Below are 15,791 nucleotides of genomic sequence, written 5' to 3' on the forward strand. Positions count from 1 at the left end.
CCATGATATGTCAAGTAAAATCTTTACATTTTCTTGTTAATTTTTCTAATATCCTATATACTTATGTTAAAAACATTTGCATGGCATACAGGAGGACTTTTATGCAGGATTTCTTATTACAACAGGGTGAATATCTGCTTCGTATTTTTGTCGCTACGCTATGTGGTCTCAGTATTGGTCTGGAACGGGAAAGCAACTTAAAACTGGCCGGCGTACGCACGTACTCCATTGTTGCCATGACGTCTTCCATCATGATGATCGTTTCCAAATATGGATTTTTTGACGTACTTATACAAAACAGCATATCTCTTGATCCGTCCCGTATCGCGGCAGGCGTTGTAACAGCCATAGGTTTTCTGGGCGCGGGTGTGATTTTTACGCGTAAAATGAATGTCAGCGGGCTGGTAACTGCCGCCGGAATCTGGGCAACCGTTGGGATCGGAAGTGCTATCGGTGCCGGAATGTATCTGATCGGTATTGTCAGCACAGCATTTTTCCTGATCCTCCAGCTGTGCTACCGGAAGATTCCTTTAATCGGACAAACACCGATCGTTGAGCGGATCGTACTGATCATCGAGGAAGACGAAGATCTGCCCTCCCTTCTTCATCGAATTTTCACACAGAAAAAAATCAAAATATCCAGTGTAAACGCTGCACGTGTCGGAAACGCACAGCTAAAAATCGAGCTATATGTCAAGTTCCCAACTTCCTATAAGATTGAAGATATTGTGGCATTATTAAAAGATAATTCTGAAATCATTTCTATTGACGTTTAAATACTGTAGGTTTGTCAAACATATGTTACAGTGACATCAGATAATTATCCAGTACCTGTTTTGGGGTTTTCCATCCAAGTGGGCGCATAGGAAAGTTATTATAATCTCTGCGGTTATAGAGTTTTAACTGTTTGCTGAAGTCTTCAAAAGAGTAAAAACTGTGGACAGCATAGAAACGCTCATTGTCTTTCCTGTGGCTTCGCTCCACTTTGCCATTATGCCTTGGAGTAAATGGACGTATCAGCTTGTGCCTGATGCCGTATTCCTTAAGCCGGACTTGAAAGATGGTAGGTTTATCCGAACCGCCGTAAGAGCTGAAGCGTTTGGTAAATTCCTGACCATTATCAGTCTGGACACATTCGACAGGGCAGGGAAACGCTTTGATAAGATGCTCAAGGAACAAGGCAGCGGAATAGGAGCTGTGTTCTTCAAATGCTTCCACAAACCGCCATCTGGAGTACTCATCAATGGCGGTGTACTGATAAAACCGTTGGTCTTTGGCTTCATTCATGAGGCAGGCAGAAGGGACAAATTTCACGTCAATCTGAATCCGCTGTCCGGGATAGACCATCTGCTCATAAGGCTTAGGGATGTACTTGGGATTAGGAGGATGAACAGCCATAATCCCCTGTTTTCTAAGGAAACGGTAAAGCCCGGGAATAGAACGGGAATAACCGCGCTGCATAAGTTTTACCCAAAAGATGACTAAACCAGCCTCAGGATTACGTCTGCGCATATCGGTAATCATTTTGATCTCCTGAGGCGTATGCTGATTAGGATGGCTGTGTGGGCGTCTGGAGCGTTCACGGAGGGACTCCATAGAGCCGTCAAAGCGACGTTTCCAGCGATAGATATACTGCCGATTGGTTTTATATTTAACGGCAGCTTTGGTAACGCCATACTTCTCAGCGTAACGGATCAGGGATAGACGGTATCTCATATCTTGTGTTATACTAGCCATAGCAGGGAACTCCTTTGTTTGTGTTGTGGTTGTGGTGACTAAAATATAACACAAAGGAGAGATCCCTGCATTTTAATTATTCAGTTGTAACATATGTATTGTAATCCTACAAATCATTTCTATTGACGTTTAAATACCATATTGACTTATAAATTCCATTCAGTATAATTATCTTTAGTGCGCTGTAAAGCAAAGCCTTTGATGGACGGACCTAAACAACCGCAGCGCGGGGAGGAATTTATGAAAGAATTACAAACACACGAAAATAAAATGGGAACCATGCCGGTCAACCGGCTTCTCCTTTCTATGTCACTGCCGATGATCATTTCGATGATCGTACAGGCTCTTTACAATGTCGTTGACAGTATATTTGTTTCATTTATCAGTGAAAATGCCCTGACCGCAGTATCCATGGCTTTCCCGATACAGAATCTGATGATTTCAGTCGGCGCAGGTCTGGGTGTCGGAATTAACGCCTTGCTGTCAAGAAGTCTCGGTGAAAAAAATCAGGAAAAAGCAAATCAGACTGCAGTACAGGGAATCTTTCTGGTTGCCATAAGTTTTCTGTTGTTCCTGATCTTCGGTATCTTCGGTTCTTCTGCCTTCATGCACTCGCAGACAGATATCTCTGAAATATTAGAGAGCGGGACCATATACCTCACGATCTGCAGTTCTCTGTCCTTTGCACTTTTCGGCCAAATGACTTTTGAAAGGCTGCTGCAGTCAACCGGACGTACCATGTATACAATGGTCACTCAGGGAACCGGTGCAATTATTAACATTATCCTGGATCCTATCTTGATTTTTGGTTACCTTGGTTTTCCGAAGATGGGGGTTGCAGGGGCTGCAATTGCCACTGTTTTTGGGCAGTTTGTCGCATTTCTGCTTGCAGTATATTTTAATTTAAGAAAGAACACCGACATTTTGATATCTTTCCGCGGCTTTCGCCCGCATGCACGTATCCTGAAAGAAATTCTGGCAGTCGGCATTCCTTCCATTATAATGCAGGCGATCAGTTCTGTAATGACCTTCGGGATGAATAAAATATTATTTCGCTTCTCGTCCACAGCGGTCGCAGTATTTGGTGCATATTTCAAACTGCAGAGTTTTGTGTTTATGCCGGTTTTCGGGCTGAATAATGGTATGGTACCTATTATTGCGTATAACTATGGCGCCGGTAAACGTGAGCGCCTGATAAAAACAATAAAGCTGAGCGTCATGTATGCTGTTGGAATCATGCTGTTCGGGCTTATTACGATCCAGCTTATTCCAGGTGCACTGCTGAGCATGTTTAATGCTTCACCACAGATGTTGGAAATTGGGGTACCTGCGCTCCGCATCATCAGCTTAAGCTTCGTTTTTGCCGGATACTGTATTATCACTTCCTCCGTTTTTCAGGCGCTTGGAAACGGCGTATACAGTATGATCATCTCAATCGTCCGGCAGATTGTGATACTGCTTCCCGTGGCTTACTTATTTTCAAAAATTGGAACACTGTCTACCGTATGGTTCGCTTTTCCGATTGCGGAACTGGCTTCTTTAACCCTGTGTACAGTATTTCTTCTGCGCATTAACAAAAATATTATTCACAGGATCAAGTAAAGAACGAGGGTGTCCCAAAAGTCATGAATGACTTGAGGGATACCCTCGTTACATTTTCTCATAATGCAATGATTTATTCTGGTACATCAGATGATCAGCCTTTTTCAGCTGCTCTTTTGCATCTACATTTCCAGAGCGGTAACAGCAGCCGATCGAGACACTGATATTCTCATCAGCTATCTTCTCCTGAAGCATAATGATCATTGCATCGAACTCTTCTTTTTGCACATCCGGCAGAATCACTACAAATTCATCCCCACCGATGCGATATGCATTCTCTTTAAAAATACCTTTCAAAATTCTTCCCACACTCATCAGCAGCTGATCGCCAAAGTAATGACCTTGTTCATCATTTGCCCGTTTCAACCCGTTAATATCCAAAAAAATAGTTCCCAGACTACCCGGAGGCTTACGCTCAATCTCTAAAAGCGTCTGATCATATTTACTGCGGTTATTAAGCCGCGTCAATGCATCCCGGCTCCCCGCCGTCTCCAGCTTTTGCATTATCCTTTTCTTGTGCAGTGACTCAGCTATAAGATATGACATATGTTTTAAGAAAAAAGTCTCCGACACCACACGTGGTTTTTCAATCCCCAGAAGTCCTATCAGCCTGTTATCCGCCTCCAGAAGACAGCCCATAAAATTCACGGAATTATTCTTATCACGGCAAAAAATAAGTCCATCCTGTGCGTTCTCAAGTATATCAGCCAGTCTGACCTTTAATGGACTTGCGATATTTCCTGTCATGTCATCTTTCCAACCACACAGTAGATTCAGATTTGTCTCATTTTCATCAATCTCATAGATAGACGCGCATTTACAGGCGCAGTATTCTGCCAGAAGCCGCAGTATTTCCGGCATCACTTCCTCAGCCATCGCACCGCTGCTCATAATCTTCAGACATTCTGTCCATACGCCATACAATTTCATCTGTTCTTTATCATTCATAATTCTACCGATTCCCCAAATCCAGTATTAATCCTACTATTTATTCCTATACTGATTATATTCGTTATTACGAAGATATTCAAGTATTTGTATATCTTCTATGCTATTTTTAGAAAGGTCAGGTGGGATGCCCATGATAGATTACTCCCCTTTCTGGGAAACTTTGAAAAATTCCAAAGAAAACTGGTATACTTTAACAAATAAGCATCATCTCTCGCACAGTACACTTCACCGCCTGAAACACAACAAAGACATATCTATGAAGACAGTCAATGACCTGTGCCGGATCCTGCATTGTAATATCAGCGACATCGCGCGTTACGTTCCATCCGAAGACGATCAGCTGCTCTGAATTACTTAAAATGTCCAAAAAAGTCTGATTCTTCCATTCTGGAAGATCAGACTTTCTTCATCAACTCTTTATAAATCCTTTAACTTCTGGTCACAATCTGCACACACTTATCCGGTATACTGAATCTATCCTAAAAAGAGGGCAGCGGTTATTCCCCGATGAATAGTTGTTCGTCCTCGCCTAACAACAATTTTCATTTATTATAGATAGTTTTTTCATACGGCCGGTACTGTTGTACCGGCCCTCCTTCTGGTATTAATATTCCTTTCGTATCTCATTGTTTTTCATTTCCATATCATATATAATATTTCCTGCAGGCATTTACCATAAAATATTTTTTGCTACAGAATCATATAAGGGGGCTGACCTTTGAACCATTTAATTTTATCATTTACTGTGGTGTTTCCACTATTTCTTTATATGCTGACCGGATTTATCATTCGAAAACTGGGTATCCTGGATACGGAAAACTTCCGGTCCCTGAACAACATGATCTTTAAAATTTTTATTCCTGTCATGCTTTTCATCAATATCTATGAATCCGACTTCACTTCTTCGCTGGATATGCCGCTTCTTCTTTACGCGATGCTGGCTGTGATTATCTTCTATCTTCTGCTGTGTATCATAGTACCCAGGTTTGTTAAGACCAGACCAGACGCCGCTGTCATGATACAGGGTATTTACCGGAGCAATCTCGTTCTTTTCGGAATAACCGTCGGTACCAATATCTATCCGAACCGCGATATCGGCATCATTGCGGCGCTGTCTGCATTTGTTGTCCCGCTATATAATGTACTGTCCGTGATACTGTTTGAATCTTTTCAGGGACAAAAAGCCAGTTTCAGGCATGCCCTGAAGGGAATTGTAACAAACCCCCTTGTTGTCGGCGGAATACTGGGAATCCTGTTCTCCCTCTCCGGTATACAGATACCCTCAGTTTTTGAAAGTACTCTGGTCCAGATGGGGGAAATGGCTTCCCCCCTTGCGCTGATCTGCCTGGGCGGCATGTTATCATTCAGAAGTATGAAGCATCACAGGAAAAAGTTAAGTGTGGTCATTGCCGGGCGTCTGTTCATCATACCTGTCATAGGGCTCGCAATCGGAATCCTCCTTGGATACCGTGATGTTGAACTTGTAGGCCTGCTTGCTGTTTTTGCCTCCCCCACCGCAGTGGCATCAGGTCCCATGGCACAGGCTATGGGAGGAAATGGGCAGCTTGCCGGTGAAATCATAGCAACAACCTCCGCCGGCTGCATCATCAGTATCTTCCTGCTGATCCTGTTTCTCAGAAGTTTTGGTTATGTCAGTTAATTGCTTCTTTATAACCGCTCCGGAAGTATAATACTGACATCATAATTACCGGATGGTTTTCTGATAAACTCCATCAGACCGTTATGCGCCGCGATAATTTGTTTCACCACTCTGAGTCCCATGACATGCGGATGTTTTTCGGGATCTGGTTTCTGCGTGTAAAGTGTTTTGATTACGGCTGCCGGTATACCGATACCGGTATCTTTGAACAGTATTTCCACTCCCTGAGAACACAGTCTCATCTCGATATGAATACTGCATCCCCCGGGGTTATGCCGAATACTGTTTCCAATCAGATTTTGAAACCCACGGTTAAGCAGCGCTGTATCACCATTGAGCATTACAGATTCCACTTCGCGTCTTACATCCAGTTCAATGAAATAATTATCAGACAACCCATCATTGTAATAGGAAGTAACAATCTCTCTCAGGAGTTCAGATGGTGAGTATCTCTGAAGACGGAGCGGCTGCGCATCATATTCCAGCTTGGAAGTCAGATTCAGATCATCGATCAGTTTCTTAATCATCAGACTCTGACGTTGAATGGAAGCCGCCTTTTTTTTCTGCTCCTCTCCCATTGTATGATCCCGCACCAAAGCATCTGCATATCCCATGATCAGTGAGAGCGGTGTGCGGATGTCATGTGAGACTCCTGAAATCCAGTTGGTACGCGCATTATCCCTCTTGGCAAGCTGCTTATTCTGCTCTTCCAGGATCCGCGAGGTCTGGTTCAGCTTTTTGGCAAGTCCGTCTGCAATTCCTTTCTCTGCCAGCGATATATTTTCTTTCCTTGAGAGGCTTTCGATACCATCAGTTATCGGCTTCAGCGCCCGGAAAAAACGATATCCAAACAGTAGTGCAAGTACCAGAATCAGCGACAGATTGATCACGATAACCCATACAGCATTGTACGGCACAGAATCCAGAAACCGCAGGGAGTACGTTCCATTAATGCGCATGATACTGTCTTTATCACAGCCATATACCATGATTCCATCGCCATATTTCCAGGTTCTTACAGGATAATCTTTAAGGTACCATTTGCTCAGTACAGAAATATCTGCCACTGTATAATATTCCGGTATTTCCTCCGGTAGACGCCAGCTCCACACTGCCCGGCCATTTGGGTCAATGAGCATTGCCCATACAAAGGAGGCATTTTCAAGAATTTCGTAACCCTGTTCTGACATTACATATGTCCCGTCGTCATACTTCAGCTCTTGTGTGACAGCTTCCATCTGATCCCTCGTCAAACCAGCTGTCTTATCATCTTTTGATACCTGACTGCCTAAAAAGATCAGCACGCTGCTGTTCATCACCAGCACCACGACAGCAATCAGAACAGCCGTGAATATATATTTTCTGATAATCTTAGCCAAACTGCTCACACTTTCTTATCTCCTTTCTACTTTGCCAGACGATATCCGAGACCCCGGGCAGTCAACAGCCATCTCGGATGAGACGGATCTTCCTCAATTTTTTCTCTCAGATGACGGATATGCACCATCAGTGTATTCTCATATCCATAGTAATGATCTCCCCAGGCCGTCTGACACAGGGCATCAAATGTGACTATATTCCCTCTGTTGTCATTCAGCTTCTTCAATAGCAACAATTCTTTTGCTGTCAGGCTAATCGTCTCTGTACCAAAACATACAGTCGCATTTTCAAAATTTACTTCCCGTTTTCCCAGGAGCAAAGCTTCCTGTTCGGCATGCATTTCATTCTGATAAAAATATGTCCTTTTCAGAATTGCTCCAATTCTGAGCAGCAGCTCACGCGGTAAAAATGGCTTTGTAATATAGTCATCCGCTCCAAGTCCCAGGCCGAACAGCCTGTCATTATCTTCGTCTTTAGCAGATAAAAATAGAATCGGCATATTTCTCTTTTCACGAAATTCCCGAAACAGTGTAAATCCATCTCCGTCGGGCAGCATAATATCCAGAATGGCCATGTCAGGCTGTACCCGTTCGAACATCTGCCGCGCCTGTGCACAGGACGCAGCGGCAGATATATTCCGATATCCTCCTTTTTCCAGAATCTCTTCTATCATTTTTAACAATTCCTTATTGTCATCTACCAGCAGTATCCTGCAGTCATACAAATCCATAACATCCTCCATAAAAATCTTATATTAACACTCCAGTCCGATATTTAGAATTATAAGATATTTTTGTGATTCCCGCATTACCTTTCCAAAATATTTAAGGAAAAAGTAAGGCACAGTTCAGGATGAAATAAGGAGATTACTGTAAGCTGTTAATAAATCATGAAACAGTGTCTGTGTACAGACGCTTAAGGAGGAGGTTTATATGAATACAGTAATTACAACGGATGCCCTCACGAAACGGTATGGTAATAAAGATGTTGTAAAAGAGTTGGATCTCAAAGTTCCTGAAGGCAGTATTTACGGTTTTCTCGGACCAAACGGTGCTGGCAAGTCCACCACCCTAAAAATGGTGCTGGGTCTTGTAAAGCCCACCCAGGGCCATATCACCATCCTTGACAAACCGGTCACAAAACAGAATCGGCTGGAGATTTTAAAGAGCACAGGTTCTCTGATTGAATCCCCCGCCTACTATGGGCATTTGTCTGGACGCGAAAACCTGCAAATTATCTGTACTTTAAAAAACATACCGGAGACATATATCGATGAGGTATTAAAAGTTGTGAGAATGGAAAAACAACAGCATAAGAAAGTGCGTCAATATTCGCTCGGAATGAAACAGCGTCTTGCCCTTGCTGCAGCCCTGCTTGGCCGTCCCAAGCTTTTGCTTCTTGACGAGCCTACAAATGGTCTCGACCCGGCCGGTATTCATGAGATGCGGGAGTTGATCATCTCGCTGCCCGCACGCTACGGAATGACAATACTCGTATCCAGTCATCTCCTTGGAGAGATCGACCAGCTTGCCACTCATGTTGGGATCATTGACAAAGGAGAACTGATATTCCAGGACAGCCTCATCACCCTGCATGAACACAGTCAATGTCGTATGTATCTGCAGACTACAGATGACAACGCATCCTTGCAATGTCTGAAGAATGCGGGACTTCCCGCTGCGCTGAAAGAAGACCAGCTCTGCCTGTTCCGCACGGATGACCGCAGTATCACTCAGGCTGTACGCTGTGTTGTCACAGAGGGTATCGGAGTCCTCCGGCTGGAAGAACATCAGATGAGTCTTGAAGAGATTTTCTTAAGTCTGACTGGAAGGAGAGTGAGTCTATGACTTCCAACGGCACATACCTCATACAACAAATAGCTGCCGAGCAAAAGAAGGCCAGACATCGCCATGTACTGATATTTCCTGCAGGTGTTCTCCTGATTCTGTTCCTTTGGAGTCTGTGGGGCAACAAAACTGCCACACCCTCACAACTTGCCCAGGGCTATACTTCACTGCTCTATCAGCTTCCGATGATGAACGCTATTTTTATGCCTGTCATGTTGGCTGTGATCGCCAGCCGCCTGTGTGATATGGAAATTAAGGGAGCCACATTAAAATTATTGTTTACGCTCCAGCGCCGCTCTTCATTCTATAATTGTAAATTATTATACGGTATTAAATATCTTTTTATTTTTACACTGGGTGAAATACTGTTGATTCTTGGATGCGGCCAGATTTTTCATTTTACAGAACCGCTGCGGCCAGGCCTGATATTACTTAATTTCATCTCAACATTACTTGTTGGTACCGTGGTCCTGATTGTACAGCAAACTCTTTCACTGCTGTCTGAAAATCAGCTTATGCCTCTGATTGTGGGACTTTGCGGTTCGTTTCTGGGATTGTTCTCCATGTACTTTCCACGGGCAGTGTCGCGTTTTGTACTGTGGGGTTACTTTGGGATGTTTACACCACTCGGAATGGACTGGGATCCCAAGACACGTATCATTACTTATTTTGATATTCCATTTCCAACAACTGATTTTATTATATTTTTAATCGCTGGAATTATCATTTACCTGGCAGGCATCACACTGTTTTTGAGAAAGGATGTTTAAAATGCTCTTTCATTGTATAAAAGCTGAAAATCTGAAAATAAAACACTCCTGCATCTGGCTGGCTTGTTTCCTTATTCCATGTATTCCGGCCGTGATGGGTGTATTCAATTATCTTCAAAACCTGGAATTGCTGAAAAGCGGCTGGTATTCGCTATGGTCGCAGTTATCTTTATTTTACGCCAGTTTTTTCTACGCCCCATTGATCGGGCTATACTGTTCTTATCTATGGCGGCTGGAACACCTGAACAACAACTGGAATGTACTCATGACCGCTCCGGTTCCTGTCTCCTGCACATTCCTGTCCAAACTTACTGTCATATTAAAAACTACGCTGATCACTCAGATGTGGCTGTGTATATTGTTCTTTTTATGCGGCAAATTCTGTGGACTTCCGGGTTTTATCCCTCCGGAAATCATTCTCTGGCTGCTGCGCGGAACTCTTGCCGGGATAGCAATCGGTGCTTTGCAGCTCCTGCTTTCCATGCTGATTCGAAGTTTCTCCCTTCCGATTGGAATTGCCCTGGTGGGCAGTTTTCTGGGATTGCTCATTAATAATATGGGAAAGGGTATTTACTGGCCATACTCGCTGATGTTGATCGGTATGAACTCAAATAAAAACATTGATACGCTGGCGGGTGGGGTTTGGTTATTCATACTGAGTATCCTGATATATTCTCTGTTTTCCATTGGAACCGGCATTCAGATTCTCAAAAGATGTGATATCAAGACCTGAATTGCTTTAGGTTTGTTCGCAAATATTTGCTTTATAAATTCTGACAATAACTTATGCCCCTGCCCATCATGATAATCTTTCCAGCACGATTCGCGCAGGGTGTATGGATACTGTTTATCTGAGATAACTTTCAGGGATATATAATACAGTGGAATCGGAGTCCGTTGACGAGGTGTTAAATTTCCCGCTACTTTATCCGTTCCCTGCCCGATATAAGGCACTATTCAGAAACTATTGCCCCTTCATCCGCAGGATGCAGTTGTTTTATTAAAAATTCTCTTTTACAGACCGTTCTTAAGAAGTTGCTCTTTTAAATCAAAGCACATAGCAAAAAGAAAATAGATATCCCAGCCATTGTGGCACGGTATAAAAAAATAGCTTTTAGCTAAAATTAACCAATTTATAGCATTTTGCAAAGATACGCGGTAAGCTAAACGTAAAGATAAATGCTCCAGGTACTGTCAGTACAGTATCTGGAGCTGTCATATTTAAGTCATAGAGATTTTTTGAATAAATTCATAAGTAAATCTGACCGCCTCACATGTTAGCTTTTCGCACTTATGAGGCTCGTCAGCAGGAGTGAATCCATCGGGGCGCAGTTCACGGCATCTGAGCGAACCCCATTTATCAGTAAATTTATCCGCATATGTATAGCATTCACCAGCAATCACATCTTCGCTTTTCCCCCGTTTACTGCTGTAAATCCCAATAAACATCAAGCCTCCTTCTACCAGCCCGCACTGAGCCCTGTAGCCCCCGGCACCGTGTAAACCAATAGCCGAATGCAGGATCTGAGGCTCACATTCCATATGAAATAATTCGCTTAGGCATAACAGCATTGTCCGGGCACAGTTTATATTTCTTTCCCAATACAGCTCATGAACTTTTTTCTCTATGAAATCATTCATTTCAAATCCTTTCCATATTCCCAATTTTATTATAACCTGCAAAATTAAAAAGGTTTTAACCTTTCGGTTAAAACCTTTTTATGATGCCGCAGACCGGAATCGAACCGGTACGAAGTTTAACCCTCGCAGGATTTTAAGTCCTGTGCGTCTGCCAGTTCCGCCACTGCGGCATACATCATGTATGTCTGAACATACAAATGGGACCTATAGGGCTCGAACCTATGACCCTCTGCTTGTAAGGCAGATGCTCTCCCAGCTGAGCTAAGATCCCATAAATATAACTATTAAGTTATAACGACCCAGAAGGGACTCGAACCCTCGACCTTCGCCGTGACAGGGCGACGCTCTAACCAACTGAGCCACTGGGCCATATTCTTTTTCTTCTGTTGTGACCTCTTTAAAACCAAATGGACCTTCGGGGACTCGAACCCAGGACCGACCGGTTATGAGCCGGTTGCTCTAACCAACTGAGCTAAAGGTCCACAAAGCCGATGATCGGACTCGAACCGATAACCTGCTGATTACAAATCAGCTGCTCTGCCAATTGAGCCACATCGGCATAGTGTTAAACAATACCAATGACTCCAAGGGGATTTGAACCCCTGTTACCGCCGTGAAAGGGCGGTGTCTTAACCGCTTGACCATGGAGCCGAAAAAAGCTCCCCGAGTTGGGCTCGAACCAACAACCCTTCGGTTAACAGCCGAATGCTCTACCATTGAGCTATCGAGGAACATCTTTTATCCTGCTTTTCAGCAGGTCTTTTTTATGTTAGAAGGAGATACCTTCAAAACCGCATACACTATTACATCCATCCACGCTTCTACCGTCTTCTTTCGGGTCATCCGATCTCGCTTCTCTTCCTTCCTTCTGCTTATGCAGGGGAAGTCCGATCTCGCTTCTCTTGCTTCCTTCTGCTTATACAGGGGAAGTTCGATCTCGCTTTGTTCTATCGAACGACCTTCACACTAAGTTCCTGCTTCGACTTCGTCTTGCACTCTCTAAGTGTTCAGGTCAAACCCTCGACCGATTAGTAGCAGTCAGCTCCATACATTGCTGCACTTCCACCTCTGCCCTATCTACCTCGTCGTCTTCAAGGGGTCTTACTACTTTACGTATGGGATATCTCATCTTGAGGGGGGCTTCACGCTTAGATGCCTTCAGCGTTTATCCCTTCCCGACTTGGCTACCCGGCCATGCTCCTGGCGGAACAACCGGTACACCAGTGGTCAGTCCAACCCGGTCCTCTCGTACTAAGGTCAGCTCCTCTCAAATATCCTACGCCCACGCCGGATAGGGACCGAACTGTCTCACGACGTTCTGAACCCAGCTCGCGTACCGCTTTAATGGGCGAACAGCCCAACCCTTGGGACCTACTACAGCCCCAGGATGCGATGAGCCGACATCGAGGTGCCAAACCACTCCGTCGATGTGAACTCTTGGGAGTGATAAGCCTGTTATCCCCAGGGTAGCTTTTATCCGTTGAGCGATGGCATTCCCACTTAAAACCACCGGATCACTAAGTCCTACTTTCGTACCTGCTCCACCCGTCGGTGTCGCAGTCAAGCTCCCTTCTGCCTTTGCACTCTGCGAATGGTTTCCAACCATTCTGAGGGAACCTTTGAGCGCCTCCGATACCCTTTCGGAGGCGACCGCCCCAGTCAAACTCCCCACCTGACATTGTCCCCCAGCCGGGTCACGGCTGTTGGTTAGAAATCCAATACTGCAAGGGTGGTATCCCAACATTGACTCCACACAAACTGGCGTTCGTGTTTCTTCGTCTCCCACCTATCCTGTACATGCAATACCGAATCCCAGTATCAAGCTGGAGTAAAGCTCCATGGGGTCTTTCCGTCCTGGCGCAGGTAACCAGCATCTTCACTGGTACTTCAATTTCACCGGATGCATTGTCGAGACAGTGCTCAAATCATTACGCCTTTCGTGCGGGTCGGAACTTACCCGACAAGGAATTTCGCTACCTTAGGACCGTTATAGTTACGGCCGCCGTTTACTGGGGCTTAAATTCAAAGCTTCGCCTTGCGGCTAACCTCTCCTCTTAACCTTCCAGCACCGGGCAGGCGTCAGCCCATATACCTCACCTTTCGGTTTTGCATAGACCTGTGTTTTTGCTAAACAGTTGCTTGAGCCTATTCTCTGCGGCCATCTTTCGATGGCACCCCTTCTCCCGAAGTTACGGGGTCATTTTGCCGAGTTCCTTAACAATGCTTCTTCCGTCGGCCTTAGGATTCTCTCCTCATCCACCTGTGTCGGTTTACGGTACGGGTACACGGTAAACAATAGCGGCTTTTCTTGATACATGGCTCATGCACTTCCCTACTTTATTTCGGTCCGCATCACGCCTTCGGATTGTAAGGCGGATTTGCCTGCCTTACTCCTACCTCGCTTGCCCCTGGATTCCATTCCAGGGTTGCACTTTCCACATATGTCCCCACAGTTCTGTTACCTTGCAGTACAGGAATCTCAACCTGTTGTCCATCGACTACGGCTTTCGCCCTCGCCTTAGGCCCCGACTTACCCAGAGCAGATCAGCTTTACTCTGGAAACCTTGGATATTCGGCCGAGAGGATTCTCACCTCTCTCTCGCTACTCATTCCGGCATTCTCTCTTCAAGACTCTCCACGGCTCCTTACGGTACCGCTTCTTCGCGTCTTCAATGCTCCTCTACCGATGGTATTGCTACCATCCCACGGCTTCGGTGTTGTGTTTCAGCCCCGGACATTTTCGGCGCAGGACCTCTCGACTAGTGAGCTATTACGCACTCTTTGAATGTATGGCTGCTTCTGAGCCAACATCCTAGTTGTCTTCGAAATCCCACATCCTTTTCCACTTAACACACACTTTGGGACCTTAGCCGGTGGTCTGGGCTCTTTCCCTTTTGACTATCCAACTTATCTCGTATAGTCTGACTCCCATGAATCATCTTACTGGCATTCGGAGTTTGATATTCTTCGGTAAGCTTTGACGCCCCCTAGGAAATTCAGTGCTCTACCTCCAAAAGACTCTCATGAGGCTAGCCCTAAAGCTATTTCGAGGAGAACCAGCTATCTCCGGGTTCGATTGGAATTTCTCCCCTATCCACACCTCATCGCCACCCTTTTCAACGGATGTGCGTTCGGTCCTCCATTGCCTTTTACGGCAACTTCAACCTGGACATGGATAGATCACCCGGTTTCGGGTCTACTCTGACTGACTTAATCGCCCTATTAAGACTTGGTTTCCCTTCGGCTCCACACCTTGAAGTGCTTAACCTTGCCAGCCAGCGTAACTCGCCGGACCGTTCTACAAAAAGTACGCGGTTCCACCTGTAAAGTGGTTCCACAGTTTGTAAACACAGGGTTTCAGGTTCTCTTTCACTCCCCTCCCGGGGTCCTTTTCACCTTTCCTTCACAGTACTATGCGCTATCGGTCACTAAGGAGTATTTAGCCTTGGGGGGTGGTCCCCCCGACTTCCCGCAAGGTTTCTCGTGTCTCGCGGTACTTTGGATCCTGCTCGCTCTCGCCTGCTTTCGTATACGGGGCTTTCACCCTCTCTGGCTGGCTTTCCCAAAACCATTCTACTAGCATTGAAGTCACTTTCTGCAGTCCGTAACCCCAGCATGCACGCATGCTGGTTTAGGCTCCTTCCATTTCGCTCGCCGCTACTTTGGAAATCGATGTTTCTTTCTTTTCCTCCGGGTACTTAGATGTTTCAGTTCCCCGGGTTCCCCTCCATACGTTATGAATTGGCGTATGGATACATACCGTTTGGGTATGCAGGTTTCCCCATTCAGAGATCTCCGGATCGTAGGATATTTGCTCCTCCCCGAAGCTTTTCGCAGCTTATCACGTCTTTCATCGGCTCTTAGTGCCAAGGCATCCACCCTGCGCTCTTTCTTGTTTGACCTTCCTGCTCCAATAGCGTTTGGAACAGTCGGTACTTGCGATGCTTTCGCATCGAGCGTTTCGTTTCATTGCGTTTACAATGTTTGATTCACCACATGCATCTCTGCCTGTGGTTCCTCGGATGTCTTTTCCTATCTCTAACGTTTCTTGCTTATCAGCTTCGCTGATAAGAGATGTTATCAATATAGATATTTTCGTATATGCGGTTTTCAAGGTACATCTGCACAATCAGATGCTAAGAGACGCTGGAAGCTTGCTTCCATCTGCTTCTTCGTATTTGATTGTATTCCGGTATGTTTCCA

General features: G+C 45.0%; 12 protein-coding genes, 7 tRNA genes and 1 rRNA gene. 7 read left to right on the forward strand and 13 right to left on the reverse strand.

Annotated features, from left to right (window positions below; all coding sequences use genetic code 11):
* Positions 1 to 101 precede the first annotated feature (101 nt).
* The gene (locus MCG98_RS17650; protein ID WP_240303180.1) at positions 102 to 776 is read left to right on the forward strand and encodes an MgtC/SapB family protein; all 675 of its coding nucleotides are present in this window, start codon (positions 102 to 104) and stop codon (positions 774 to 776) included.
* Positions 777 to 801: 25 nt separating this feature from the next.
* On the opposite strand, the gene MCG98_RS17655 is transcribed toward MCG98_RS17650, so the two are convergent.
* On the reverse strand, positions 802 to 1,737 hold the full coding sequence (locus MCG98_RS17655; RefSeq protein WP_240303181.1) for a DDE-type integrase/transposase/recombinase: 936 nt from the start codon (positions 1,735 to 1,737) through the stop codon (positions 802 to 804).
* A gap of 240 nt (positions 1,738 to 1,977) precedes the next feature.
* Here MCG98_RS17655 and MCG98_RS17660 point away from each other — a divergent pair, with 240 nt between their 5' ends.
* Positions 1,978 to 3,339 (forward strand): MATE family efflux transporter, encoded by a 1,362-nt coding sequence (locus MCG98_RS17660; RefSeq protein WP_240303182.1) that lies wholly within the window; start codon positions 1,978 to 1,980, stop codon positions 3,337 to 3,339.
* Positions 3,340 to 3,387: 48 nt separating this feature from the next.
* Here MCG98_RS17660 and MCG98_RS17665 read toward each other — a convergent pair whose 3' ends face one another.
* Positions 3,388 to 4,287 carry a GGDEF domain-containing protein gene (locus tag MCG98_RS17665; protein WP_240303183.1) on the reverse strand — a complete coding sequence of 300 codons (900 nt, stop codon included), beginning with the start codon at positions 4,285 to 4,287 and terminating at the stop codon, positions 3,388 to 3,390.
* A gap of 133 nt (positions 4,288 to 4,420) precedes the next feature.
* Between MCG98_RS17665 and MCG98_RS17670 the strand changes: the two genes are divergently transcribed.
* Together MCG98_RS17670 and MCG98_RS17675 are read left to right on the forward strand one after the other, a co-directional pair.
* Entirely contained in the window at positions 4,421 to 4,639 is a 219-nt protein-coding gene (locus tag MCG98_RS17670) for a helix-turn-helix domain-containing protein (RefSeq protein ID WP_240303184.1), read from the forward strand.
* A gap of 369 nt (positions 4,640 to 5,008) precedes the next feature.
* A complete protein-coding gene (locus MCG98_RS17675) occupies positions 5,009 to 5,950 on the forward strand; it encodes an AEC family transporter (protein WP_240303185.1) in 942 nt (313 codons plus the stop codon).
* A gap of 8 nt (positions 5,951 to 5,958) precedes the next feature.
* Here MCG98_RS17675 and MCG98_RS17680 read toward each other — a convergent pair whose 3' ends face one another.
* Together MCG98_RS17680 and MCG98_RS17685 are read right to left on the reverse strand one after the other, a co-directional pair.
* Complete coding sequence (locus tag MCG98_RS17680) at positions 5,959 to 7,338, reverse strand: HAMP domain-containing sensor histidine kinase (protein ID WP_240303186.1); 1,380 nt, start codon at positions 7,336 to 7,338, stop codon at positions 5,959 to 5,961.
* Positions 7,339 to 7,355: 17 nt separating this feature from the next.
* Positions 7,356 to 8,060 (reverse strand): response regulator transcription factor, encoded by a 705-nt coding sequence (locus MCG98_RS17685; protein WP_240303187.1) that lies wholly within the window; start codon positions 8,058 to 8,060, stop codon positions 7,356 to 7,358.
* Between the two features lie 202 nt (positions 8,061 to 8,262).
* On the opposite strand from MCG98_RS17685, the gene MCG98_RS17690 reads away from it, so the two are divergent.
* Genes MCG98_RS17690 through MCG98_RS17700 form a run of 3 tightly spaced genes read left to right on the forward strand, consistent with a single transcriptional unit; the run spans position 8,263 to position 10,680 of the window.
* A complete protein-coding gene (locus MCG98_RS17690) occupies positions 8,263 to 9,177 on the forward strand; it encodes an ATP-binding cassette domain-containing protein (protein WP_240303189.1) in 915 nt (304 codons plus the stop codon).
* On the forward strand, positions 9,174 to 9,947 hold the full coding sequence (locus MCG98_RS17695) for an ABC transporter permease (RefSeq protein ID WP_240303191.1): 774 nt from the start codon (positions 9,174 to 9,176) through the stop codon (positions 9,945 to 9,947). The genes MCG98_RS17690 and MCG98_RS17695 overlap by 4 nt, the downstream gene beginning before the upstream one ends.
* A 1-nt stretch (position 9,948) precedes the next feature.
* Positions 9,949 to 10,680 (forward strand): ABC transporter permease, encoded by a 732-nt coding sequence (locus MCG98_RS17700; RefSeq protein ID WP_240303192.1) that lies wholly within the window; start codon positions 9,949 to 9,951, stop codon positions 10,678 to 10,680.
* Between the two features lie 488 nt (positions 10,681 to 11,168).
* Here MCG98_RS17700 and MCG98_RS17705 read toward each other — a convergent pair whose 3' ends face one another.
* From MCG98_RS17705 to MCG98_RS17745, 9 genes are all read right to left on the reverse strand, one after another.
* Complete coding sequence (locus tag MCG98_RS17705; RefSeq protein ID WP_240303193.1) at positions 11,169 to 11,588, reverse strand: C-GCAxxG-C-C family protein; 420 nt, start codon at positions 11,586 to 11,588, stop codon at positions 11,169 to 11,171.
* A gap of 84 nt (positions 11,589 to 11,672) precedes the next feature.
* A tRNA-Leu gene (locus tag MCG98_RS17710) sits at positions 11,673 to 11,758 on the reverse strand.
* A gap of 28 nt (positions 11,759 to 11,786) precedes the next feature.
* Positions 11,787 to 11,859 (reverse strand) — tRNA-Val (locus MCG98_RS17715).
* A 24-nt stretch (positions 11,860 to 11,883) separates the two neighbouring features.
* Positions 11,884 to 11,957 (reverse strand) — tRNA-Asp (locus MCG98_RS17720).
* A gap of 39 nt (positions 11,958 to 11,996) precedes the next feature.
* Positions 11,997 to 12,070: transfer RNA gene (locus MCG98_RS17725), tRNA-Ile, on the reverse strand.
* Between the two features lie 4 nt (positions 12,071 to 12,074).
* A tRNA-Thr gene (locus MCG98_RS17730) sits at positions 12,075 to 12,147 on the reverse strand.
* A 20-nt stretch (positions 12,148 to 12,167) separates the two neighbouring features.
* A tRNA-Glu gene (locus MCG98_RS17735) sits at positions 12,168 to 12,239 on the reverse strand.
* Positions 12,240 to 12,247: 8 nt separating this feature from the next.
* Positions 12,248 to 12,319: transfer RNA gene (locus MCG98_RS17740), tRNA-Asn, on the reverse strand.
* Positions 12,320 to 12,596: 277 nt separating this feature from the next.
* Positions 12,597 to 15,490, reverse strand: a 23S ribosomal RNA gene (locus MCG98_RS17745).
* Positions 15,491 to 15,791 lie beyond the last annotated feature (301 nt).

The organism is Ruminococcus sp. OA3 (assembly GCF_022440845.1).
GTDB lineage: Bacteria > Bacillota > Clostridia > Lachnospirales > Lachnospiraceae > Ruminococcus_G.

Bases quoted from the DNA above. Each gene is read 5' to 3' on its own strand.
- MCG98_RS17705 (WP_240303193.1), bottom strand. From the start codon at position 11,588: ATGAATGATTTCATAGAGAAAAAAGTTCATGAGCTGTATTGGGAAAGA.
- MCG98_RS17650 (WP_240303180.1), top strand. From the start codon at position 102: ATGCAGGATTTCTTATTACAACAGGGTGAATATCTGCTTCGTATTTTT.
- MCG98_RS17660 (WP_240303182.1), top strand. From the start codon at position 1,978: ATGAAAGAATTACAAACACACGAAAATAAAATGGGAACCATGCCGGTC.
- MCG98_RS17700 (WP_240303192.1), top strand. From the start codon at position 9,949: ATGCTCTTTCATTGTATAAAAGCTGAAAATCTGAAAATAAAACACTCC.
- MCG98_RS17695 (WP_240303191.1), top strand. From the start codon at position 9,174: ATGACTTCCAACGGCACATACCTCATACAACAAATAGCTGCCGAGCAA.
- MCG98_RS17690 (WP_240303189.1), top strand. From the start codon at position 8,263: ATGAATACAGTAATTACAACGGATGCCCTCACGAAACGGTATGGTAAT.
- MCG98_RS17665 (WP_240303183.1), bottom strand. From the start codon at position 4,287: ATGAATGATAAAGAACAGATGAAATTGTATGGCGTATGGACAGAATGT.
- MCG98_RS17655 (WP_240303181.1), bottom strand. From the start codon at position 1,737: ATGGCTAGTATAACACAAGATATGAGATACCGTCTATCCCTGATCCGT.
- MCG98_RS17670 (WP_240303184.1), top strand. From the start codon at position 4,421: ATGATAGATTACTCCCCTTTCTGGGAAACTTTGAAAAATTCCAAAGAA.
- MCG98_RS17685 (WP_240303187.1), bottom strand. From the start codon at position 8,060: ATGGATTTGTATGACTGCAGGATACTGCTGGTAGATGACAATAAGGAA.